We start from the raw sequence: 23,333 nt of genomic DNA, 5'->3' as shown, positions 1-23,333 counted from the left end.
TTAAAAAATTACTTTCTACGACGTGATTTATTGTTTCCTGAACCACCACGTCCACCTCTGTCACCTTTTCCTTGTTTTTTGGATAAACCAACTAAAGGAGAAAGTTCTCTTTTACCATATACTTCGCCTTTCATGATCCATACTTTCACGCCCAATCTACCATAAGTAGTATGCGCTTCTACCAAAGCATAATCTATGTCAGCTCTAAATGTTGATAAAGGAATACGACCTTCTTTATAAGACTCTGTACGTGCCATTTCTGCCCCGTTCAAACGTCCTGAAATTTGAATCTTGATTCCTTCTGCATTCATTCTAATCGCTGCTGCAATAGCCATTTTGATAGCACGGCGATATGAAATACGACTCTCGATTTGTCTAGCTACACTAGAACCTACCAAAAATGCGTCTAATTCAGGTCTCTTGATTTCAAAAATATTGATCTGTACTTCTTTTTCTGTAATCTTCTTAAGCTCTTCTTTTAACTTGTCTACCTCTTGACCACCTTTTCCGATAATGATACCAGGTCTAGCAGTAGTGATAGTAACGGTTACAAGTTTAAGCGTACGCTCAATAATTACTCTTGATACACTAGCTTTTGATAAACGTGCGTGTACATACTTTCTAATCTTATCGTCTTCGGCAAGTTTATCACCGTAGTCATTACCTCCATACCAGTTGGACTCCCAACCTCTGATGATACCAAGGCGATTTCCGATTGGATTTGTCTTCTGTCCCATAGTTTATATTAGCTTTGTGTATTATTGTTTGCTGCAACCACAATTGTAACGTGGTTAGAGCGTTTTCTTATTCTGTGTGCGCGACCCTGTGGAGCAGGACGAAGTCTTTTTAACATACTTCCTCCATCAACACGAATCTCTTTTACAAAAAGATCAGCATCTTCGATGCTAGCGTCTTCATTTTTCGCCTGCCAGTTAGCTATTGCAGAAAGCAATAATTTTTCTAAACGACGAGATGCTTCTTTAGGACTAAATCTAAGAATCTGAAGCGCTTTTTCAACTTTTTCACCACGTACTAAATCCGCAACTAAACGCATCTTCCGAGGTGACGTAGGGCAGTTATTAAGTTTAGCAAAAGCAATTTGCTTTTTCTCCTCCTTAATTCTATCTGCCATTTCTCTTTTACGAACTCCCATGACTTAAATTATTTTTTACCTTTATTTTTAGCACCTGCATGTCCTCTAAAAGAACGTGTTGGCGAAAACTCTCCTAACTTATGCCCTACCATGTTCTCGGTAACATATACCGGTACAAATTGGCGACCATTATGAACTGCAATTGTTTGCCCTACAAAGTCAGGAGTAATCATAGATGCTCTAGACCAAGTCTTAATAACAGACTTTTTATTAGCTTCTACATTTGCAGCTACTTTTTTCTCTAACTTATAGTGAACGTAAGGTCCTTTTTTTAATGAACGTGCCATATCTTATTATTTCTTTCTACGTTCTACAATATATTTATTACTCGCTTTCGTTTTAGATCGGGTTCTAAATCCTTTTGCAGGAAGACCTTTTCTAGAACGAGGGTGACCTCCAGAAGAACGTCCTTCACCACCACCCATTGGATGATCGACAGGGTTCATTGCTACTGGTCTCGTACGTGGACGACGACCTAACCATCTAGTTCTACCAGCCTTACCTCCTACGATCAATTGATGATCACTATTAGATACTGCTCCGATAGTAGCTACACAATTAGCCAACACAAGCCTAACTTCACCAGAAGGCAACTTTACCGTAGCAAACTTACCATCTCTAGCCATAAGCTGAGCAAATGATCCTGCACTACGAGCCATAACAGCTCCTTGTCCAGGGTGTAATTCTATACAAGAAATGATTGTTCCCAATGGGATATCGCTAAGCGGCATTGCATTACCTATCTCTGGAGCTACATTACTACCAGAAACGATATTCTGACCTACTTGCAAACCATTTTGGGCAATAACATAACGCTTTTCTCCATCTTGGTAGTTCAAAAGCGCTATAAACGCAGTTCTGTTTGGATCATATTCGATTGTAGCAACGGTAGCAGGAATTCCCTGTTTATCACGCTTAAAATCTATGATACGATACCTTCTCTTATGACCACCACCTTTGTAGCGTATGGTCATTTTACCTTGACTGTTTCTACCTCCAGACCTTTTTTTCGGAGCCAATAGGCTTTTTTCCGGCTTATCAGCAGTAATGGCGTCAAATCCATTTACTACTCTAAAACGCTGACCTGGGGTAATTGGTTTTAATTTTCTTACTGACATTTTTTAGTCTTAAAGATTACTATATAAATCAATTACTTCACCTTCCGCCACCTGTACAATTGCTTTTTTATAAGCATTCGTTTTACCAGTAACCATACCTGTTTTCGTATAACGGGTATTACGATCTGGGCGGACATTTATTGTTCGAACTTTAGCAACAGATACACCATAAGCAGCTTCTACTGCTTTCTTGATCTCCACCTTATTCGCTCTTTTATCTACTACAAAACCATAGCGATTAAACACTTCACTATCTGTAGTAGCCTTTTCTGTAATAATAGGTTTTATTAAGATACTCATGGCTTCTATTTACTTAAATTCGTTTCAATTCCTTTCAAAGAACTTTCCAAAAGCACTAAACTTCCTGCATTAAGTATTTTATAAGTACTTAATTCTGAGCTAGTTACAACTTCTGAACTTTTCAAATTGCGTGACGACAAATATACATTTTTATTCGACTCTGCCAACACAAACAAAGATTTTTTGTTTTCAAGCCCTAAAGACTTCAAAATTGCTGTGAAATTCTTTGTCTTTACAGTGTCAAAAGTAAAATCTTCAACAACCGTAATTGCCTTATCATTTGCTTTGATACTTAAAGCAGATTTTCTCGCTAATCTTTTTAAGTTCTTATTTAATTTAAAAGAGTAGCTGCGTGGTCTAGGACCAAAAATTCTACCTCCACCTTTAAACACAGGTGACTTAATACTACCTGCTCTGGCCGTACCTGTTCCCTTTTGTTTTTTTATTTTTCTAGTACTACCAGTGATTTCTGCACGCTCCTTAGCCTTGTGAGTTCCCTGGCGTTGATTTGCCAAATACTGCTTCACATCTAAGTACACAGCATGATCATTTGGTTCTATACCAAAAACAGTATCAGAAAGGTCTGCCTTTCTTCCTGTTTCTTTTCCGTTTATATCAATTACCGCTACTTTCATTACTTCTGAATAGTTACATAAGCATTTTTATGTCCAGGAACACACCCTTTCACAACAAGTAAATTCTTTTCAGGAACTACTTTTAATACTCTTAAGTTTTGAATTTTTACTTTTTCTCCACCCATTCTTCCTGCCATTTTCATTCCTTTGAAAACTCTTGCAGGATAAGATGCAGCACCTATAGAACCAGGAGCTCTTAAACGGTTATGCTGACCATGAGTTGCCTGACCTACACCAGCAAAGTTATGTCTCTTTACAACTCCCTGAAAGCCTTTTCCTTTTGAAGTTGCTGACACATCAACAAATTCTCCTTCAGCAAAATGCTCTACCGTTACTGTATCTCCTAATTTGTACTCCTCCTCAAAACTTTTAAATTCAACAACTTTACGCTTTGCAACAGTTCCTGCTTTCTTAAAGTGACCTAAAGCCGCTTTAGTAGCATTTTTGTCCGCTTTGTCATCGAAACCAAGTTGAACAGCCTCATAGCCATCAACTTCTTTAGTTCTGACTTGGGTAACCACGCATGGTCCAGCTTCGATTACTGTACATGGAATGTTTTTTCCATTCTCATCGAAGATGCTGGTCATACCGATCTTTTTTCCTATTAACCCAGACATATTTAATTATTTATTAATGATTTATTAATTCTGCATTGAAAAAACAGTTCCTCAATACACTTTAATTTACTTGCAAAAAAAACAGGGTCAAAACACGTTCAACCCTGAATGTATTTTTGCCGTTTTTCCTTTGCATACAGCGCAGGACATTTTATCGTAAGTCTTACCACTTACCTCAAAGTCATATTAAACTTTGATTTCTACTTCAACTCCACTTGGTAACTCTAACTTCATCAACGCATCAATCGTTTTTGAAGATGAGCTATATATATCCAATAGTCTTTTGTAAGAGCTTAATTGAAATTGCTCTCTAGACTTCTTATTTACGTGCGGAGAACGTAGCACAGTAAAGATCTTTTTATGTGTTGGTAAAGGAATTGGCCCAGTTACTACAGCACCAGTACTCTTTACAGTCTTTACGATTTTCTCAGCAGACTTATCCACCAAGTTATGATCGTAAGATTTCAGTTTTATTCTAATTTTTTGACTCATTTCTGTAATAATTAAGCGTTAACTCCTTTAGCAGCTGCAATTACTTCTTCTGAAATATTAGAAGGAGTTTCTGCATAGTGAGAGAATTCCATTGTAGACGTTGCTCTACCAGATGACAATGTTCTCAATGTTGTTACATATCCAAACATTTCAGAAAGTGGAACGGTTGCCTTAACAGTCTTTGCGCCTGCTCGGTCCCCCATATCACTTACTTGCCCTCTACGTCGGTTAAGATCACCTACGATATCACCCATATTTTCCTCAGGAGTGATAACCTCTAACTTCATAATTGGCTCCATAATTACGGCTTTAGCAGCTTTTGCTGAATTTTTAAAACCTAATTTAGCAGCTAATTCGAAAGATAGTTGATCAGAATCCACATCATGATAAGATCCGTCAGTTAATGTTACTTTAATAGCATCCACCTCATAACCAGCCAAAGGCCCATTTACCATTGCCATTTTGAAACCTTTCTCTATTGAAGGAACAAATTCTTTTGGAACATTTCCACCTTTGATCTTATTTACAAACTCAAGTCCAACCACACCTTCATCAGCTGGTTCAATTGTAAACACTATGTCTGCAAATTTACCACGTCCACCAGATTGCTTTTTATACACTTCTCTATGTTCTGCCACAGCAGTAATAGCTTCCTTGTATTCAACCTGTGGCTGACCTTGATTTACCTCTACTTTAAACTCACGCTTTAAACGATCCACAATAACATCTAAGTGAAGCTCACCCATTCCTGATATAATAGTCTGCCCTGAAGACTCATCTGATCGTACAGTAAACGTAGGATCCTCTTCTGCTAATTTCCCTAAACCAATACCTAGTTTATCAACATCTGCTTTAGTCTTTGGCTCAACCGCAATACCAATTACAGGATCAGGAAAGTCCATTGATTCCAAAACAATAGGATTCTTTTCATCAGTAAGAGTGTCACCAGTCTTAATAGACTTAAACCCTACTGCAGCCCCAATATCTCCAGCCTCTATATATTCAATTGCATTTTGCTTATTAGCATGCATTTGATAGATACGAGAGATACGTTCTTTTTTACCAGAACGATTGTTTAACACATATGAACCTGCATTCAAACGTCCAGAATAAGCTCTAAAAAAAGCCAATCGTCCTACAAAAGGATCTGTTGCGATTTTAAAAGCTAAGGCCGCAAACGGCTCTTTTACATCTGGCTTACGTATTTCTTCTTTTTCTGTATCTGGATTTACTCCTACAATCCCTTCTTTATCAGTCGGAGAAGGTAAGTAACGACATACAGCATCTAATAGGAATTGAACTCCTTTATTTTTAAATGCAGATCCGCAAATCATAGGGATAATAGACATATCCATTACAGCAGCGCGAAGAGCAGCATGCACTTCTTCTTCTGTAATAGATTCTTCATCTTCCATGAATTTTTCAAGCAAATTCTCATCATAGGCAGCAACTTCTTCAATAAGCTTACCTCGCAACATCCTTGCTTCTTCTTTAAGATCCTCAGGAATATCAATAACATCAAAAGTTGACCCCTGTCCTTCTTCATGCCACACAATCGCACGATTCTTTACCAAGTCAACAATACCTTTAAAATCTTCCTCATCACCGATATTCAACACGATAGGCACTGCATTAGAACCTAGCATATCTTTAACCTGTTGACATACTTCCATAAAATTAGACCCTTGACGATCCATTTTATTAACAAATCCAATTCTAGGCACTTTGTAATTATCAGCTAGTCTCCAGTTAGTTTCTGATTGTGGCTCTACACCATCAACAGCACTAAACAAAAAAACCAATCCATCAAGCACACGTAAAGAACGATTTACCTCTACGGTAAAATCAACGTGACCTGGTGTATCAATAATATTAAAATGATATCCTTTTGTGTCATCTACAGGCTTCCCATTTTCTGTCGGGAATTTCCATTCACAGGTTGTTGCTGCAGAAGTAATAGTAATACCACGTTCTTGCTCTTGCTCCATCCAGTCCATTGTAGCTGCACCATCATGCACTTCTCCAATTTTATGACTTACACCTGTATAATAAAGAATACGCTCTGTAGTTGTAGTTTTCCCTGCATCAATATGTGCAGCAATACCTATATTTCTAGTATATTTTAAATCTCTAGCCATTTCTTAATGATTAAAATCTAAAGTGTGAGAATGCTTTATTTGCTTCAGCCATTTTATGAGTGTCGACTCTTTTCTTAACAGCAGCTCCTTCTTCTTTTTCTGCAGCAATAATCTCTGCAGCAAGTTTTTGAGCCATCGACTTCTCATTCCTTTTTCGCGAAAACTGAATCAACCACTTCATAGCCGTAGATATTTTACGATCAGGTCTAATTGGATTAGGAATCTGAAAAGTGGCACCTCCAACACGACGACTACGTACTTCTACGTGAGGCATCACATTAGACAACGCTTCTTTCCACATTTCTAAAGCTGTTTTCTCTTCATTTTGTTTTTTCTCTTCTACAATATCAATTGCATCATAGAATATTTTGAAAGCAGTCGATTTCTTTCCATCCCACATCATCATGTTTACAAAACGAGTCACTAACTGATCGTTAAAACGCGGATCTGGCAAAATCGGTCTTTTTTTAGCCTTTCTTTTTCTCATGTCTTATTCTTAAAGTTTTTTTAATTACTTCTTAGGGCGTTTAGCACCATACTTAGATCTACGTTGCGTTCTTCCTTCAACACCTGCGGTGTCTAAAGCTCCACGAACAATGTGATATCTAACTCCTGGTAAATCTTTTACCCTTCCACCTCTAACTAATACTATCGAGTGCTCCTGTAGATTGTGACCTTCACCACCGATATACGCATTCACCTCTTTACCATTTGTCAATCTAACACGAGCTACTTTACGCATAGCTGAGTTAGGTTTTTTTGGTGTAGTGGTGTAAACACGCGTACAAACACCGCGGCGTTGCGGGCACGAATCCAAAGCAGCCGATTTACTCTTCTTAGTTATTTTGGCTCTACCTTTTCTTACTAATTGTGAAATTGTTGGCATAATTTGCTTTACACTATATATTAAAAATTTTAAATTTTCCCATTTTAAAGGGGGTGCAAAGGTAGAAATATTTTCCAGCAAATCAAATCCTAAGAGATTAATTTTTATATATTTAAATAATATCGCTAAATCAATAAGATCAAAAGGCTTCATATTTATCAAAAACATTCAAAAAAAACATCAAAAACCATCATCTCAACCAAAACAACTTCTAACCACCAACTTTTCAAAGCAATTAAAAACATCTCCCCCCAAAAAGACACTACACATAAACACATCCCAAACAACAGCTCAAAAACAACATTTTATTAATTTAACATAAAATTCACAAGAAAAAAATATTTTTTTTGTACCTAAATTCAACCCCAAACTACGTCCTTTATAAGTAATAACAAAATCTCAAAAAAAAAATTAAAGAAACAATTCACAATCTGACACTTACCTATTACTCAAGCAAAAAAAACAGAAACCTTTAATACACATTTCAACACCTTATAATTTAAACACAAAGCCATACTTCAATTTTAAATTTTAATGACAAAAAGTTGTTTTATAAAGATATTATTATGATTTTTGGAACTGGCTAATTCAAATAAATTGTAAAATGAGAACAAAGTTTAGTGGAATTCTAACGCTACTACTAGCGTTTGTTGTGCAATTCACTTTTGCACAAGAAAAAATGATTTCAGGAACTGTAACCGATGATAAAGGGTTACCTCTTCCTGGAGTTAATGTTGTTGTAAAATCTACAGCAAACGGAACTCAAACCGATTTTGATGGTAATTATACTCTTACTGCGAACAGAGGAGCTGTATTATCATTTAGTTATGTTGGTTTTGAGACAAAAGATGTCGTTATTGGGGACAACACCTCTATAAACGCTCAATTATCAGCCTCGGCTTCTGAATTAGAAGAAGTTGTCGTTACTGCTCAGGGGATAAAAGCAAAACCAAAATCCCTTAGTTACGCTATCGCAACAGTAGCAGATGATGAAATCGAAAACTCAGGAGAAGTAAATCTTGTAAGCTCTCTTACAGCAAAAGCCCCAGGGGTTTCTGTAGTTAGTTCTTCTGGTTCTGTTGGTGCATCTGCAAATATCAGAATTCGAGGAAACACTTCTATTACAAGAAGCAACTCTCCTCTTTTTATTGTAGATGGTGTACCTATTGATAACTCTAGTGTTGGTAATGCAACAAATGGTGTTGACCAATCCAATAGAGCTATTGATATCAATCAAAATGATATTGCAAGCATATCTATACTTAAAGGTATTGCAGCGCAAACCCTTTATGGTCTTAGAGCTGCAAATGGTGTTGTAATCATTACTACCAAAAAAGGTAAAATAGGAGCTCCAACTGTATCGGTTAGTTCTACTGTTCAGATGAGTGAAATAACACAAACACCAGAGCTTCAGAGAGAATTTGCTCAAGGTATAAATGGAGTATACAAAGGACCTGAATCTTTTAATGGTCCTAGTTGGGGACCAAGAGTTTCTACATTAGAGTATGATGGAGATTCTAGCTATCCCTTCCACAGATTTGGTACCCTTGTGCCTACAGGAGATGGTAATGGAAGAGCTGCTGAAACATATGATCATTATGATTTCTTTGTAAAAGGTTTATTAACTGACCTGAACGTATCTGTAAGAGGTGGGACAGAAAGTGTAAGATATTACCTGTCTGCTGGAAAACTTGACCAAACAGGAGTTGCTCCAACAGAAGAATTTGGAAAAAACTCTTTTAGAGCTGACATAACCGCTGATCTTTCTGAAAAATTTGAAATATCTGCAAGTGGTTCGTTTGTGAATTCAGGTGGTGTAAGAGTCCAAAGAGGTTCTAATATATCTGGGATCATGTTAGGTTTATTAAGAACTACACCAACTTTTGACAATGGTAATGGATTAACGGGAAGAAGTGCTGTAGGAGTTACTGACGTTTATGAGCTTAGTGATGGTTCACAAAGAAGTTACAGAGCTGGTGTATATGACAACCCATATTGGACTGTGTCTAAAAATCCAGCTACTGATAATGTTAATAGGTTTACAGGTAGACTTTCTTTTGAATATAGACCAATGGATTGGCTAACACTACAAGGTAGATATGCTTATGATAGATATAGTGATGTTAGAAAATCAGCATTTGATTTAAATTCTGCTTCTAACCGTACAGGTCGTGTATTTGACGATGCTGTTTTCAACGAAGATATCACAGCTAACTTTTTAGCTCTATTTAATAAAGACATATCTGAAAAATTAACATTTAATGGTTTATTAGGATATGAAAACTACTCTAATGATTACCTTAGAAGGAATGTACAGGCTGATGGTCTAACTATCCCTGGATTCTTTGATGTATCAAACTCATCTACTCAAATAAATGATGTAGATATTTTCAGAAAGAAAACAGATGCTGTTTTTGGAGAACTTAAGTTTGGTTACAATGATACTTTCTTTGTTACGGGTAGAGCTAGAAATGACTGGTCTTCTACACTTCCAGTAGATAGCAATGACTTCTTATCATATAGTGTTGGTGCAAGTTTTGTACTTAGCGAACTTTATGAAAGTGATATAGTAAACTATAGCAAGTTAAGAGCTTCTTATGGTAAAACTGGTAATGATGCTCCTATCTATGCATCAAAAACATTTTTTGAAGCAGGTGCTGCAGGAGGTGATGGTTTTATCAATAATAGCCCTAACACCTTTCCTTTATTTGGAGCTGTTGCTTTAGAAAGAGATGGAGAATCTGGTAGTAGTCAAATTCAACCTGAAGAAACAACTGAATTAGAAGTTGGTGGAGAATTGAAATTTTTTAATTCAAGAGTAGGTTTAGATTTAACTTACTATACCAAAGAGACAACAGGGCAAGTTTTTGCAGTAGACGTTGCTCCTTCTTCAGGATTTAGTGGACGAAATACGAATGTTGGTAAGATTGAAAACAAAGGTTTTGAAATAGGCGCCAACTTTAACCCTGTTCGTACAGATGATTTCTCATGGAATATTGATGTAAACTGGACCTCATATACTACTGAGGTAGTTGAATTAGCTCCTGGAGTAGAATCATTTACCCTTGCTGGATTTACGTCTACATCTTCTAGAGTATTACCAGGAGAATCTTATGGTGCTATTTTTGGTAACAAATGGTTAAGAGATGATAGTGGTAATATCCAAATTGATGACAAAGGTTTCCCTATTGTTGATCCACAATCAGGTGTAATTGGAGATCCAATCCCAGATTGGCAAGCAGGTATTAGAAATACTGTATCTTATAAGAACTTATCTTTATCTTTCTTATTTGATATTAGAGAAGGTGGAGATATCTGGTGTGGAACTTGTGGTATTTTAGATTTCTTTGGAGTTTCTCAAGAAACCGCTGATCAAAGAGAAATTACTGATTATGTATTTGATGGTGTTGTACAATCAACTGGACAACCAAATACTCGTGCTGTTGCTCTAGCAGACAATGCTACAGGAGTAAACAGATGGACAAAATATGGTTTTGGTGGCGTATCAGAAGACAATGTATATGATGGTTCATGGGTACGTTTAAGAGAAGCTTCATTATCTTATAATTTTGGAGATAAATTATTAAACGGAACTCCTATTACTTCTGGTTCATTAACAGTATCTGGAAGAAACTTATGGGTAGACACTGCTTATCCTGGAGTTGACCCTGAGACCAACTTAACAGGAGATTCTAATGGTGTTGGTTTAGAATACTTCAACCAGCCTAATACAAGAAGTTATGCTGTTTCACTTAAACTTAACTTTTAAAAAGTAAAAAATGAAAATATCATATAAAATCAACAAAGTTTTTGTTCTCATGATGGCTACTGCAGCTATGTTAGTATCATGTGAATATGGCGACACAAATAATGACCCGTCACGCCCGACAGAAGATATAGTTCCTGTAAAGGCGATTATGCCAATTATGCAAACCCAATCTCATAGAAATATTACTGCTGGACTAGGTCGTCTATCTGGTATTATTACACAACAATGGATAGGAGCAGATGCGCAACAGGCTGGTTATACTACCTATGTAATAGACGAAAGTGATTTAGATAACTTTTGGGATACTGGTATTTATACTGGTTCTATGAGAGATTGTGTTCAAATCATAGAAAAGACTTCTGACACAGAAGGTGTAAATAGTAGAGGTATTGCTAAAATATACTTAGCAGCTAATCTAGGAATGGTAACAGATTGCTGGGGTGATGCTCCATTTACTGAAGCATTTAAAGGTGAAGAAAACTTATTCCCTAAATATGACACTCAAGAATCGATCTTTCAATCAATTTTTAGATTACTTGATGAAGCTGTGGTTGATTTAGAGGCTGAAGATGCACTACCAATTCAGGGAAGTCTTGTTACTTTAACTAATGATCAATGGGCAAAAGTTGCCTATGCACTAAAAGCTCGTTATTATATTCAACGTACTAAAGTAGACACTGATGCTCATAACAAAGCATTAGCTGCAATAGCTAAAGCTATGTCAAGCAATGCTGATCAAGCTCAGTTTAATTTTGAAGCTACAGTAAATGGTGGTAACCCATTAGCTCTTTTTGGTGTAGACAGACCAGAAACAATGGTGATTGACCCTAAGTTTTCTACTTTCATGGATGGAGATCCAAGAAAAAGCAAATACATGGTAAGATCAGGAAGTACTGATTTATTTTATCAAAACGATAATCAAGATTTATTCTGGGGTCGTTTTGAATCTCCAGGCCTTCTTATGTCTTATGCAGAATTAAAATTTATAGAAGCTGAAGCTCTTGAACGTAAAGGTCAAGATGGTACTTCTGCCTTAAAAGCAGCAGTTACAGCTAATATGGAATACATAGGTATTTCTGCTCCAACTATAGCAGTTTACACTAGCGGTATAACTCTAGGAGGTTCTGAAGCTGCTGATATCGAAGCTATAATTATTGAGAAGTATAAAGCTTTATATGGTAATACTCCAATAGAAGTATGGAATGATTACAAAAGAACTGGATATCCACGTCTAACTCCTAACTCAGAAGGTTCAAATGGTCTTAACCCGTCAGGAGTAATTCCTAGAAGGTTCTTATACCCTATTTCTGAAAGAGTATCTAATCCTGATTCATATCAAGAAGCGATATCTAGACAAGGAAGTCATTTATTAGATGGTAAGACTACTGTTTTTCAATAAAAAAACAATTATAGTTCATCCATAACAAAATAAATAAATGCAGTGTTAACTGCTCAGTAATAAAAAATAAAATAAATGAAAACATTAATAAAAAGTATATTTGCCACCTCATTGATTTTATCAATGGTGTCGTGTGCTGATGACGAAGATCCAGGAGCAACTGGAACAACTGTGGGAGCAACTGTAAGGCTTGCAGAAACAGAAATCTCAACATTTGATATAAATGAAGAAATATCATTGGATTTAACTGGTGATGCTCAAATCACTACTATCTCTATTGTTAAAAAAGGGCAAAATCACCCAGAAGACAACGCACCATTTTCAAGTGACGAAAGTATTGGAAATGCAACTGTATCTGGAGATGTTGCAACTTTTAACACTTCTTCATTATTGCCTTTTGTATTCCCTGGTAAAACAGATGGAACAACGGCTCTTTCTGGGAGTTTCCCTCTTGATTTCTTATATGAAGGAGGTTCTATTTCTCCAGCGGTAGTTGAACAAACTTTGACCGTTAATAAGGTTATTAATATAACCGAAGAAGTTTCTGCTATAAAACATAAGGATACTGCTTCTGATAACATTATTAAATATGTTGCTAAGACAGCAGGTGCTACTATAGATGGTATCACAGTAACTTGGAAGAATGGTCCTGCAGGTGCAGAAACAGATATCTCTTCAGAATTTGCTATAGCATCTGGAGAAATTGATTTAAAAGACAGAGCATATATCAATGACTATGGTCTTACTGTTGGTGATACATTGATCTATACATTTACAGTTACTAGTGGAACACTTAGTGATACTGCAGAAGTAGTTATCCCTATTGATCCACAACCACATAACGCAGCTGTTGATGGGACTATAAGTAATGACCTTACTACAAATCAGCTAAGCTTATTGACAGGTGAAACTTCTATAGATGATGACCCTTCTGGAGATATTGAATTTGATGGTACACAAGGATTTAAAGCAATTGCTAATACTGGTTACACTGTAGACATTCAATTTGTTAAGCTAGCTGCTCCTATCACAGGAGCTGCAGCATATGATGCTTACAATGATGTAGAGCAAACAAAAGCAGACTTTGATGCTGGAGCAGCGGTTACTACTGCTCAAGTGGTTAAAGATGAGATATATGTATACAAGCTGGTTAGAAACATTGGAACCGAAGCTAGTCCTGTACTTAAAGATATTTATGGTGTGATCTTAGTAGGAGACGTAACTCTTGTAAATGGAGGTGCTACTACTAGCATTGCATTATCTGCTAAAGAAAACAGTATTATAGAGTAATCAACAATCTATATACTTGAATTATTAATGAGGCTATCAAAAATGATAGCCTCATTTTTTTTATAAAATCAATCACTAGAACTAACTCCTAATACATTATCTTTGCCAACTATGAAAAATGAATCCTTGATTTTTGGTATTAGATCAATAATAGAAGCAATTACTGCAGGCAAAACTATTGACAAATTGTTTCTTCAGAAAGGGTTACAAGGTGATCTATCTAAGGAATTAGTAACTTTGGTAAGAAAACAAAACATTACCATTACTCATGTTCCTATAGAGAAATTAAATCGCTTAACAAGAAAAAATCACCAAGGAGCTGTTGCCTACATCTCTCCTATTGATTTCTATGATTTAGAAAATCTTGTTATAAAGGTTACAGAATCAGGAGAAACTCCTTTGTTTTTGGTGCTAGACCAACTATCTGATGTTCGTAATTTTGGTGCTATTATAAGAACCGCAGAATGTACAGGAGTGCATGGTATTATTATTCAGAAAAAAGGGGGGGCTCCAGTAAGTGCAGATACAGTCAAAACTTCTGCAGGAGCCATTTACAAAATCCCTATCTGTAAAGTTGATCATATCAAAGATGCTATATTTTATCTACAAGGTTCTGGTATACAAGTGGTGGCAGCTACAGAAAAGACGAGCAGTACTATTTATGAGACGAATCTAACTACCCCTACTGCAATTATTATGGGAAGTGAAGGCAAAGGCGTATCCCAATCGGTACTAAAACTAGTTGATCATCAAGCAAAATTACCAATGTTTGGCGATATTGGTTCTCTAAATGTGTCTGTTGCTTGTGGCGTATTCCTGTATGAAACTATAAGGCAAAGACAGTAGTTTTTTGATTACTCATTATCTTTACTTTCTTTATCTATCGGTTTATATTCATACACTACTGTAATTTGTTCTTCTGGATTTTCTTGCGTGACGTTTTCAATAAAATTACCATTCTCATCAAAGTGTTTTAAAAACTCATCATCCTCAGGGTTATAATCTTCAGATTCCCATGTGTATCGTTCAGGTTGAACCACTCCTTTTTTAATCACAAAGGCTAATACGATACCAGATATAAGTCCCGATAAGTGTCCTTCCCAAGAAATCTTAGGATCAATTGGCAGTACATACATAACCATACTACCATATACAAACACTACTACAAAAGACAATGCTATCAACCGAAAGTGCTTTGCTAATATCCCTTTAAAAAAAAGAAATCCAAATAGCATATAAATGATACCACTTGCTCCTATATGATTTGCAGGTCTCCCCAACAACCAGGTTAAAAAACCTGTCATAAAAAAACCTATCAAAAAAACTTTCCATGCATTCTTTTGATAAAAAAAGAACAATGCAGCTGATAATATTAAAAGTGGCAATGTATTATGCCATAAATGTGTTATATCTGAATGAATAAAAGGAGACAAAATAATACCTCTCATCCCCACCACTGTTCTTGGATATACCCCAAAACTATTAAAATCAACACCAAATCTAATCTCAAACCAAAAGACTACCCAAATTAATAAAACAAATAATAATGGATATCCTACTACACCTGTACTAAATTCAAAATGAGTATTTTCTTCTTGCATAACATCAAAATCATATCAAAAAAAAGTCCAAAATATAAAGTTCAGCTAAAATGACAGGTTGTTATCATTTATAAACTGGATCTTTAAAACTAATAGTCGTAACTATACACTCATAATAACTTCTTTTATGATTGATTTATTTCCTACAAATAAATTCAATGAAGCTTTGTAACTTTACATTTACAAAATAATCTTGTACAATCTTTTGATTACTTATAGCTCCTATAACACTAATCAAATTAAAATAGCAACTGTAAATGAATACAAACAAGCCTTTAGCAGAAAGAATTCGCCCATTATCTTTGGAGCAGTACTTGAGTCAGGAGCACCTTATTGGCACTAATGGATCATTAACCCAGCAAATCAAAAAAGGGATTATTCCTTCTCTTATCCTTTGGGGTCCTCCTGGAGTAGGAAAAACAACACTGGCAAATATCATTGCTACCGAATCAGGAAGACCTTTCTATACGCTAAGCGCCATCAATAGTGGTGTAAAAGATGTAAGAGAGGTTATTGATAAGGCCAAACAAAGCGGAGGTTTATTTACTACCAAAAATCCTATTTTGTTTATTGATGAAATTCATCGTTTTAGTAAATCACAACAAGATTCGCTATTAGGTGCCGTAGAAAAAGGTTGGGTTACTCTTATTGGTGCAACTACAGAAAATCCTAGTTTTGAAGTTATTCCTGCATTGTTATCGCGTTGTCAAGTATATACACTTAACCCTTTTGGCAAAAAGGAGCTAGAAGCCTTGTTAGAAAGAGCAACGCAAGAAGATGAATTTCTGAAATCAAAAAAAATAGAACTAAAAGAAACTGAATCTATATTAAAACTAAGTGGTGGAGATGCGCGTAAACTGCTTAATATTTTTGAATTGATCGTTTCTAGCCACGATGAAGAGCCTATAGTCATAACCAATGATGTGGTGACAAAACTAGTACAGCAAAACACTGTGCGATATGACAAAACTGGAGAACAACATTATGATATTATTTCTGCATTTATCAAATCAATTAGAGGTAGCGACCCTAATGCTGCTGTTTATTGGCTTGCCAGAATGATTGAAGGCGGTGAAGATCTAAAATTTATAGCCAGAAGATTAATTATATTAGCCTCTGAAGATATCGGAAATGCAAATCCCACGGCCTTGATCTTAGCAAATAATTCTTTTCAGGCGGTTAATACTATTGGATATCCAGAAGCTAGAATCATATTGAGCCAATGTGCTGTTTATCTTGCTTCTTCACCAAAAAGCAATGCTTCTTATATGGCCATCAACCATGCACAACAATTAGTAAAACAAACAGGGGATTTATCTGTGCCCTTACATATAAGAAATGCTCCTACTAAACTGATGAAAGAATTAGGGTATGGTGAAGATTATAAATATGCACATAACCACAAGGATAATTTTGCAAAACAGGAGTTTCTTCCTGATGAAATCATAAACACTAAACTATTTGACCCAGGAGATAATCAGCGTGAACATTCGTTAAGAACTTTTCTTAAATCCAGATGGGGTGACAAATACGGCTATTAATTAGTTTAGTTAATTATAAACAGATAGCCATAACTTTATTACTGCCTAGCAAATGTATCTGTAACCAACTTATTAGTTACAGGATTGATGCGCTCTAGGACAAAATTACCGTATCCATCAAAATAGCCATTACCGCTTAATTCTCCTGCTTTTACGATATAACTTTTTCCACTAGTCGATTTATAGATTTTACCTACAGACATCTTTTCTTGTTCTTTTTTAAACATCTCATATCCATATTCTTGTTTTTCAAAGATGAAATTGACTTCGTTAAACAAATATTCGATCGACTTATTTGTTGGTGTAGATAATTGCACCGCTTCTTTTACTTTACCCTCTGATACAGTTACAGGTTCTTTCTTTGACACCTCTTCCTGCTTACTCTGCACAAAAGTATAATTTAATGTTTTTACATCTTTAAAAGCATTCCTAAGCGCCTGATGATATGCTGGTTTAAACTCTTTTTCTCTACTTTTACCTTCTGTAGAAGCAAACACAACTGCACCATTACAATCAATCAATTCTACAATAAGCCTGGTCTGAAATACACTTGGTTTTTTTACTACATTCGCTCGCAATGCTTTACATCCATTATTTTTTAAATCCTCAGGATATTCTGCCATATTCATAAAAGCTTTAAAACCATATTTCTCAAATAAAAATTTGGTCAATGAATTTAGCTGATACTGATCATTCTTTTTAAGAAAACTATAACTCTCTGGTACAACAATATATTCATACTCATTAATACTTTTTTGAGCACTAATACTCAATGTTGAAATAAAAACAACCCCTAAAAACAAATTACGTAACATACAATCATTTTATATCATTAAAATCAAACCGTAGTTATACTCTTATATCATTTCTTCATTTGAATTTATTAAAGTTCAAAATAAGAACTAGCATTACTACCTATGCAAGATTAGTATTTTCTATTAAAATATAAGTCGAAATATAAAAATTAATTTTGTCATACTAAAAGGTGTCACAAAACACACCTCTATAAATCATCACAAAAAAGGTAGGTAGTCATATAAAAATCAAAGGTAATTTTTAATATCTTCTAATGTAGCAACTTGAATATTTTGTGAAGGTAATTTTTCTTTATGATAATTAAAACATATTGTTTTTAATCCAACCGCTTCTGCTCCCAATATATCTGCTTCATAATTATCTCCTATCATTACACTATGATTAGATGCTGCTCCAGATTTTAATATTGCTTTTTCAAAAATAAATGGATTTGGCTTTTTTACCCCTGCCTCTTCGCTATCTGTCACTGTTTTAAAAAAATGTAAAATCCCAGAATTTAATAATTTCTTATTCTGAACTTCTTTAAATCCATTGGTAATAATATGTAATTCATATCTTGGAGTAAGATAATCTAATAAATCTTTTGCTCCATCTATCAAATAATTATGAAGTGGTAAAAAATCAATATAACCACTAGACATTGCATCTATGGTCTCTACAGGATATTTTTTTTCAAAAAAGGAAAACGTTTCAGAAAGGCGACCCCTTCTAAGTTCTTGTTGATTCACCTTTTCTTCTCTATACATTTTCCAATACTGCATATTAATAGGTTGATAAACTTTTAAAAAATCTCCTAACTGAATATCAATATTAAATTTTTCAAAAATCATTTGAAATGCTAGGGAAGAATTCTTATCAAAGTCCCAAAGTGTATGATCTAGATCAAAAAAAACATGCTTGATTATATTATTCATCTTCTATAGTCCAAATAAATTCTAAAATTGATTTCCAAAAAGGTTCATTATGCGAATCACTATATAAGGTATTACTAAAAACAGGAATAAAGGTTCCGTTTACCTTTTTTATCTTTTTTATATAATCACCTATTTCTTTTTTTACTGATATCTCATCCCCTACATCTGCTCTGTCTCCTTCTCCCAAATATGCATAACAAAACGAATGCACTATTAATGGGGTTTGCACTTCGTAATCCAAATCATAAAACATAAAAGGCGAACAGGTACCTGCACGAAACCCAGAATACCCAGAATATCCCATTGAATAATCCTCACCAATTTCTAATTCTATAAAGTTACGATAAGCTTCAGGTAATTTTATTTTGAAAAAAGAACAAAGAGAATATTGTAGTCGTCGATTCACAATATTTTCTATTCGTAGTTTTTCCTTTTTCAACAGAACCATATCAGAAATAGCTGCATAAGACACTTTTAACCCTACATCAAGGTAATCAGCTATATGTTTTATAATTTTATGATGCTGCAAACGGTTGTATCCAACATTTTCATCATACTTTGAGTAATCACCTAATCCAATCAAGACTTTGGTTTTCCTTTTTCTTATTTTTTGTAGTCTAATTATAAAATCAAAGGTATCATATGGGTCTTTTTGTAATCCCACAATTACTTTTATTCTATCTGTAAGTTCTTCAAATTGTAATTGCCATAAATCTCTAAACCCTCCTCCAATTGACCTTAGAATTCCTTTATTTCTATAAGCAAACGTTTGACTTACAGAAATAACTGGTTTAATCGAGAATTTTTTTTCTTGAAACTTAAGATCTGGGTATTTCTCTAAAAGTACTTTTTTAAATTTATGAGCCCATATATCTACTACAGGTTCTTTTAAGAAATCATGAGTATAAGCAATACTCTCTATTGCAGGAAAACGACCTATAGCATCTTTTACATGCGGCAAGTACTCTTCATATCTTGTTAATAGATAAAAAGTCGCAGCAAAAATATCAAAAGGCAATGCTGATTCACTATGCTTAACATCAAAAAAGCATTTTGTATCCTCCCAATGAGTTACCTCTACATCTACATCATTCAAGCCATGCTCAAAAAGCAACTCTACACTTTGAAAATAAAGTTCTTTACCTAATGGCTGCTTACCATAGGAAAATTTAGGTCCATCGTGAGCAATAAACGGTTCTATTTTTGAAACCAAATCTACATCTAATCCTAAAATACGTTTGCATATTTGTTTAAAGGTATATAATACTCTGGGAGTAACTTTTTGTACATGAACTAATAGCATATTTTGTGTTCTAGGATTACATCTTATAGCTTGTATTTCTCATTTTATTAATCAAAATAGGAAATAGATTCTATAATATAGATTCATCTGCAAAGCTAAAATAACTATTTTCTGTAATAATAAGGTGATCAAATAATTTGATATCCAAAGTTTGCCCTGCCTGTTTTAATCTTTGGGTTAAAATTTTATCTGATTGACTTGGGTGCAGTGCCCCACTAGGATGATTATGACCAATTATAATTCCTATAGCTCCGCTTTCTAATGCTAATTTATAAACAATTCTTATATCTACAGAGGTCTCAGTCTTACCACCTACACTGATTTGTTTTTTCTGAATCACTTTGTTTGCATTATTCAGAAACAACACCCAAAATTCTTCATGTTGAAGGTCTCCTATAACAGGCCTTAAAAGATTAAATGCATCTTTACTACAAGTAATTTTTGGTATCGCCATAGAGATTTCGTCCCTTCTTCTTCTTCCTAATTCTAATGCAGCTACGATAGTTATAGCTTTTGCTTTACCAATTCCCTTGAAACGTATTAACTGTTTAACTGATAATTTACCTAATGTATTAATCTTATGATCTACACTAGCTAACATACGTTTACTTAATGCTACCGCACTCTCTTCGCGATTACCAGAACCTATTAATATAGCCAACAACTCTGCATCGGTCAGTGTATTCTTCCCTTTAGCGTCTAATTTCTCTCTTGGACGATCATTTTCATCCCATTCCTTGATCGAAAACGAAGTACTTATCTCACTCATACATTCAATTTACAATTAAAAATAATTAAAATACCAAAGCAATAAGAGCAAACTACTTACCTCAAAAACAACTACTTATTACACTATAAATATATCAACAATAGTACAGAAATTGTTATCTTAAGCTATTATTTTACCACATATATTTGTTTGAAAATGAAAGTTTTACTATATTTGAACACCCTTAATCTAAAAATGAATATTTTAACACCTTCAAATTAACCTATTTATGAAGAATATTTTTACTTTCGTTTTACTTCTTGCAACCATTAGTTTTTATGGGCAAGATAAAAAGATATCATTTCTTAATTTAGTAGGAAATAACATACAAGTACCTAAAGGATGTCAAGCACAATCTGAATATGAAATGCAAGCTTGTGATGGAACATCTATAAAGTGGGATTATTATACTGATGATATGTTATCTGCGGTATTTGATGCTACAATAAGTGCATTTGCAGAGAGTAATACTTCAAAAACAGAAGTAGTATTCACTTCATTTGGTTCTCAACTAAAAGGATATAAATTTAAGATGGGAACAACCTTTCAGTATTTTTTAAGGGGGACAATAAAAGACCAGCCTTTAATGATTAATCTAGGTACACCAAAAGATATTGGTAGTAACGATGATTTAGATGGGTTTCTTAGTCTATTCTTTGATGAAGTAAGTTAAAAAAATCATATATAAATTAAACAAAAGGCTAATCAATTGATTAGCCTTTTGTTTTGTTTTTTAATAAAACCAACTATTATGAAGTCTTTATTTGATCCTTTAGTCTTAAATGAAATAGAAAATAGAATCAATAAGCTTTCTACTGATAGTTCTGCCGCATGGGGTAAAATGAATGTTTCGCAAATGCTACATCATTGTCAATTTCCACTAAAAACAGCCCTAAAAAAAAACCCTCTTACACTTAAACCTAATTTTCTAGCTAAATTATTTTTTAAAAAATCTATGTATAATGATAAACCGTGGAGAAAAAATTTACCAACTCACTCTAAACTAAAAGTGGTAAAAACTAAAGAGTTTACCCCTGAAAGAGAAATACTTTTGGAACTTGTTGCTAAATTCTCTAATCATAGAGACAAAAAAGAATGGGAACCCCATCCAATTTTTGGGAAATTCACAAACGAGCAATGGGGACAATTACAATATAAGCATCTAGATCATCATCTTCAGCAATTTGATGTCTAAAACAAGGAGTAAACATTGTGCTGCTCACATAATATCTATTCTCTAATTACCCATTTTTTAACTTCATCAAAATCTAACCCTCCATAATTACCACTACTCATTAATAACAATACAGAGTTATCGAAATCTTTTTGTGCCAAATATTCTTTAAAATCTTTTGGTTTAGTATAAATAATCAAATCATCTCGATTAAAAGCTGTTTCAATTTGCGCAGCAGAAACTTCTTCTAGTTGCTTAATTTTTACAGCATCGGGAGAGTAAAACACAACTGCTTCGTCTGCTGTATTTAATGCCCCTTCATATTCTTTCAAAAACAACGCATCAAGACTACTATATGTATGTAGTTCAAGACAAGCGACAACTTTTCTGTCTTTATACTGTTCTTTTACAGCTTTGGTAGTTGCTCTCACCTTGGATGGGCTATGTGCAAAATCCTTAAATGCTACTGTATTATTATGTTCTACAATTTTCTCTAATCGTTTTGATGCTCCTTTAAAAGAAGCTATTGCTTCATAAAAATCATCTTCATCAATCCCCATATGTTGACAAATCCATTTGGCACCTGCAAGATTACTCAGATTATGTGCTCCAAAGACCTCTACAGGCATTTCTCCTTCAGGAGTATTTAATAAAGTCTCTCCTTGCTCTATCCTATATACTGGTGTAAAATATGGAAACTTACGAATTGGGTTTTCTGTTAACTCAGCCATCTTTCTCACTTCTGAGTCCTCTTCATTATACACCAAAGCTCCCCCATTAACTATCGATTCAATAAAAATGCGAAATTGATCTACATAATTATCAAACGTTGGAAACACATTAATATGATCCCATTCTATACCACTTATCAAAGCAATATTAGGTTGATACAAATGAAATTTTGGCCTTCTATCAATTGGTGATGACAAGTACTCATCTCCTTCCAAAATGATAAAATCATTTTCTTCTGTAAGATGTACCATTGTATCAAAACCTTCTAATTGAGCTCCAACCATATAATCTACTTCTTTGTCATGATAATGCAAAACATGTAAAATCATAGAAGTAATAGTAGTCTTTCCATGAGACCCCCCAATAACTACTCTTGTTTTATTTTTTGATTGTTCATACAAAAACTCAGGATAAGAATATATCTTTACCCCTAATTCCTGTGCTTTAAGAAGTTCTTCATTATCTTTTTTGGCATGCATACCCAAAATAACAGCATCTAAATCAGAAGTGATTTTATCTGCAAACCAACCAAATTGATTTGGCAGTAATTCATAACGTTCCAACCTCGACTTAGAGGGTTCAAAAATAGTATCATCACTCCCTGTAACCTCATATCCTTTTTGATGTAATGCAATTGCTAGGTTATGCATGGCACTACCTCCTATAGCTATAAAATGTATACGCAT

24 protein-coding genes are annotated in these 23,333 nt (G+C 34.6%); 7 read left to right on the top strand and 17 right to left on the bottom strand.

Going from position 1 to position 23,333, the window contains the following annotated elements:
* Positions 1-8: 8 nt before the first annotated feature.
* From rpsC to rpsL, 11 genes are all read right to left on the bottom strand, one after another.
* Positions 9-737: a 30S ribosomal protein S3 gene (gene rpsC, locus CVD18_RS01535; RefSeq protein ID WP_103863687.1), complete on the bottom strand. Its 729-nt coding sequence runs from the start codon at positions 735-737 to the stop codon at positions 9-11.
* Between the two features lie 8 nt (positions 738-745).
* Entirely contained in the window at positions 746-1,153 is a 408-nt protein-coding gene (rplV, locus tag CVD18_RS01530) for a 50S ribosomal protein L22 (protein WP_103863686.1), read from the bottom strand.
* Between the two features lie 8 nt (positions 1,154-1,161).
* Positions 1,162-1,440 (bottom strand): 30S ribosomal protein S19, encoded by a 279-nt coding sequence (gene rpsS / locus CVD18_RS01525; protein ID WP_019386271.1) that lies wholly within the window; start codon positions 1,438-1,440, stop codon positions 1,162-1,164.
* Positions 1,441-1,446: 6 nt separating this feature from the next.
* Positions 1,447-2,271, bottom strand: coding sequence for a 50S ribosomal protein L2 (rplB, locus tag CVD18_RS01520; protein ID WP_103863685.1), 825 nt, complete (start codon positions 2,269-2,271; stop codon positions 1,447-1,449).
* 9 nt (positions 2,272-2,280) lie between these two features.
* Positions 2,281-2,571, bottom strand: coding sequence for a 50S ribosomal protein L23 (gene rplW, locus CVD18_RS01515; protein ID WP_103863684.1), 291 nt, complete (start codon positions 2,569-2,571; stop codon positions 2,281-2,283).
* A 5-nt stretch (positions 2,572-2,576) separates the two neighbouring features.
* Positions 2,577-3,206 (bottom strand): 50S ribosomal protein L4, encoded by a 630-nt coding sequence (rplD, locus tag CVD18_RS01510; RefSeq protein ID WP_103863683.1) that lies wholly within the window; start codon positions 3,204-3,206, stop codon positions 2,577-2,579.
* Positions 3,206-3,823: a 50S ribosomal protein L3 gene (rplC, locus tag CVD18_RS01505; protein WP_103863682.1), complete on the bottom strand. Its 618-nt coding sequence runs from the start codon at positions 3,821-3,823 to the stop codon at positions 3,206-3,208. The genes rplD and rplC overlap by 1 nt, the downstream gene beginning before the upstream one ends.
* A gap of 186 nt (positions 3,824-4,009) precedes the next feature.
* The gene (gene rpsJ, locus CVD18_RS01500; protein WP_010181931.1) at positions 4,010-4,315 is read right to left on the bottom strand and encodes a 30S ribosomal protein S10; all 306 of its coding nucleotides are present in this window, start codon (positions 4,313-4,315) and stop codon (positions 4,010-4,012) included.
* Positions 4,316-4,326: 11 nt separating this feature from the next.
* Complete coding sequence (fusA, locus tag CVD18_RS01495) at positions 4,327-6,453, bottom strand: elongation factor G (protein ID WP_103863681.1); 2,127 nt, start codon at positions 6,451-6,453, stop codon at positions 4,327-4,329.
* Positions 6,454-6,463: 10 nt separating this feature from the next.
* The gene (gene rpsG, locus CVD18_RS01490) at positions 6,464-6,940 is read right to left on the bottom strand and encodes a 30S ribosomal protein S7 (RefSeq protein ID WP_103863680.1); all 477 of its coding nucleotides are present in this window, start codon (positions 6,938-6,940) and stop codon (positions 6,464-6,466) included.
* A gap of 24 nt (positions 6,941-6,964) precedes the next feature.
* Positions 6,965-7,339, bottom strand: a complete 375-nt coding sequence (gene rpsL, locus CVD18_RS01485; protein ID WP_024770883.1) for a 30S ribosomal protein S12 — start codon at positions 7,337-7,339, stop codon at positions 6,965-6,967.
* A gap of 604 nt (positions 7,340-7,943) precedes the next feature.
* Between rpsL and CVD18_RS01480 the strand changes: the two genes are divergently transcribed.
* The 4 genes from CVD18_RS01480 (at position 7,944) to rlmB (ending at position 14,643) form a co-directional block, all read left to right on the top strand.
* A complete protein-coding gene (locus CVD18_RS01480; RefSeq protein WP_103863679.1) occupies positions 7,944-11,108 on the top strand; it encodes a SusC/RagA family TonB-linked outer membrane protein in 3,165 nt (1,054 codons plus the stop codon).
* Positions 11,109-11,118: 10 nt separating this feature from the next.
* Complete coding sequence (locus tag CVD18_RS01475) at positions 11,119-12,507, top strand: SusD/RagB family nutrient-binding outer membrane lipoprotein (protein ID WP_103863678.1); 1,389 nt, start codon at positions 11,119-11,121, stop codon at positions 12,505-12,507.
* Positions 12,508-12,582: 75 nt separating this feature from the next.
* Positions 12,583-13,797 carry a hypothetical protein gene (locus tag CVD18_RS01470; RefSeq protein WP_103863677.1) on the top strand — a complete coding sequence of 405 codons (1,215 nt, stop codon included), beginning with the start codon at positions 12,583-12,585 and terminating at the stop codon, positions 13,795-13,797.
* 111 nt (positions 13,798-13,908) lie between these two features.
* Positions 13,909-14,643 (top strand): 23S rRNA (guanosine(2251)-2'-O)-methyltransferase RlmB, encoded by a 735-nt coding sequence (gene rlmB, locus CVD18_RS01465; RefSeq protein ID WP_103863676.1) that lies wholly within the window; start codon positions 13,909-13,911, stop codon positions 14,641-14,643.
* Positions 14,644-14,651: 8 nt separating this feature from the next.
* Here rlmB and CVD18_RS01460 read toward each other — a convergent pair whose 3' ends face one another.
* Positions 14,652-15,398, bottom strand: a complete 747-nt coding sequence (locus CVD18_RS01460; RefSeq protein ID WP_103863675.1) for a rhomboid family intramembrane serine protease — start codon at positions 15,396-15,398, stop codon at positions 14,652-14,654.
* A gap of 257 nt (positions 15,399-15,655) precedes the next feature.
* Between CVD18_RS01460 and CVD18_RS01455 the strand changes: the two genes are divergently transcribed.
* The gene (locus CVD18_RS01455; RefSeq protein WP_103863674.1) at positions 15,656-16,939 is read left to right on the top strand and encodes a replication-associated recombination protein A; all 1,284 of its coding nucleotides are present in this window, start codon (positions 15,656-15,658) and stop codon (positions 16,937-16,939) included.
* Positions 16,940-16,977: 38 nt separating this feature from the next.
* Here CVD18_RS01455 and CVD18_RS01450 read toward each other — a convergent pair whose 3' ends face one another.
* From CVD18_RS01450 to radC, 4 genes are all read right to left on the bottom strand, one after another.
* Positions 16,978-17,754, bottom strand: a complete 777-nt coding sequence (locus tag CVD18_RS01450) for a hypothetical protein (RefSeq protein ID WP_103863673.1) — start codon at positions 17,752-17,754, stop codon at positions 16,978-16,980.
* A 228-nt stretch (positions 17,755-17,982) separates the two neighbouring features.
* Positions 17,983-18,669, bottom strand: coding sequence for a YjjG family noncanonical pyrimidine nucleotidase (locus tag CVD18_RS01445; RefSeq protein WP_103863672.1), 687 nt, complete (start codon positions 18,667-18,669; stop codon positions 17,983-17,985).
* On the bottom strand, positions 18,662-19,972 hold the full coding sequence (locus tag CVD18_RS01440) for a hypothetical protein (RefSeq protein WP_103863671.1): 1,311 nt from the start codon (positions 19,970-19,972) through the stop codon (positions 18,662-18,664). The genes CVD18_RS01445 and CVD18_RS01440 overlap by 8 nt, the downstream gene beginning before the upstream one ends.
* Before the next feature lie 70 nt (positions 19,973-20,042).
* Positions 20,043-20,741 carry a DNA repair protein RadC gene (gene radC, locus CVD18_RS01435; RefSeq protein WP_103863670.1) on the bottom strand — a complete coding sequence of 233 codons (699 nt, stop codon included), beginning with the start codon at positions 20,739-20,741 and terminating at the stop codon, positions 20,043-20,045.
* 229 nt (positions 20,742-20,970) lie between these two features.
* Here radC and CVD18_RS01430 point away from each other — a divergent pair, with 229 nt between their 5' ends.
* Both CVD18_RS01430 and CVD18_RS01425 read left to right on the top strand, forming a co-directional pair.
* Positions 20,971-21,414, top strand: coding sequence for a hypothetical protein (locus CVD18_RS01430; protein ID WP_103863669.1), 444 nt, complete (start codon positions 20,971-20,973; stop codon positions 21,412-21,414).
* A gap of 78 nt (positions 21,415-21,492) precedes the next feature.
* A complete protein-coding gene (locus CVD18_RS01425) occupies positions 21,493-21,936 on the top strand; it encodes a DUF1569 domain-containing protein (RefSeq protein ID WP_103863668.1) in 444 nt (147 codons plus the stop codon).
* 35 nt (positions 21,937-21,971) lie between these two features.
* Here CVD18_RS01425 and murC read toward each other — a convergent pair whose 3' ends face one another.
* Complete coding sequence (gene murC, locus CVD18_RS01420) at positions 21,972-23,333, bottom strand: UDP-N-acetylmuramate--L-alanine ligase (RefSeq protein WP_103863667.1); 1,362 nt, start codon at positions 23,331-23,333, stop codon at positions 21,972-21,974.

Origin of the sequence: Aquimarina sp. I32.4 (genome assembly GCF_002924285.1) — a bacterium.
In the GTDB taxonomy this organism is placed as follows: Bacteria; Bacteroidota; Bacteroidia; order Flavobacteriales; family Flavobacteriaceae; genus Aquimarina.
The sequence above is the reverse complement of the archived record's forward strand: the minus strand, read 5'-3'. Positions and strand labels throughout refer to the sequence as shown.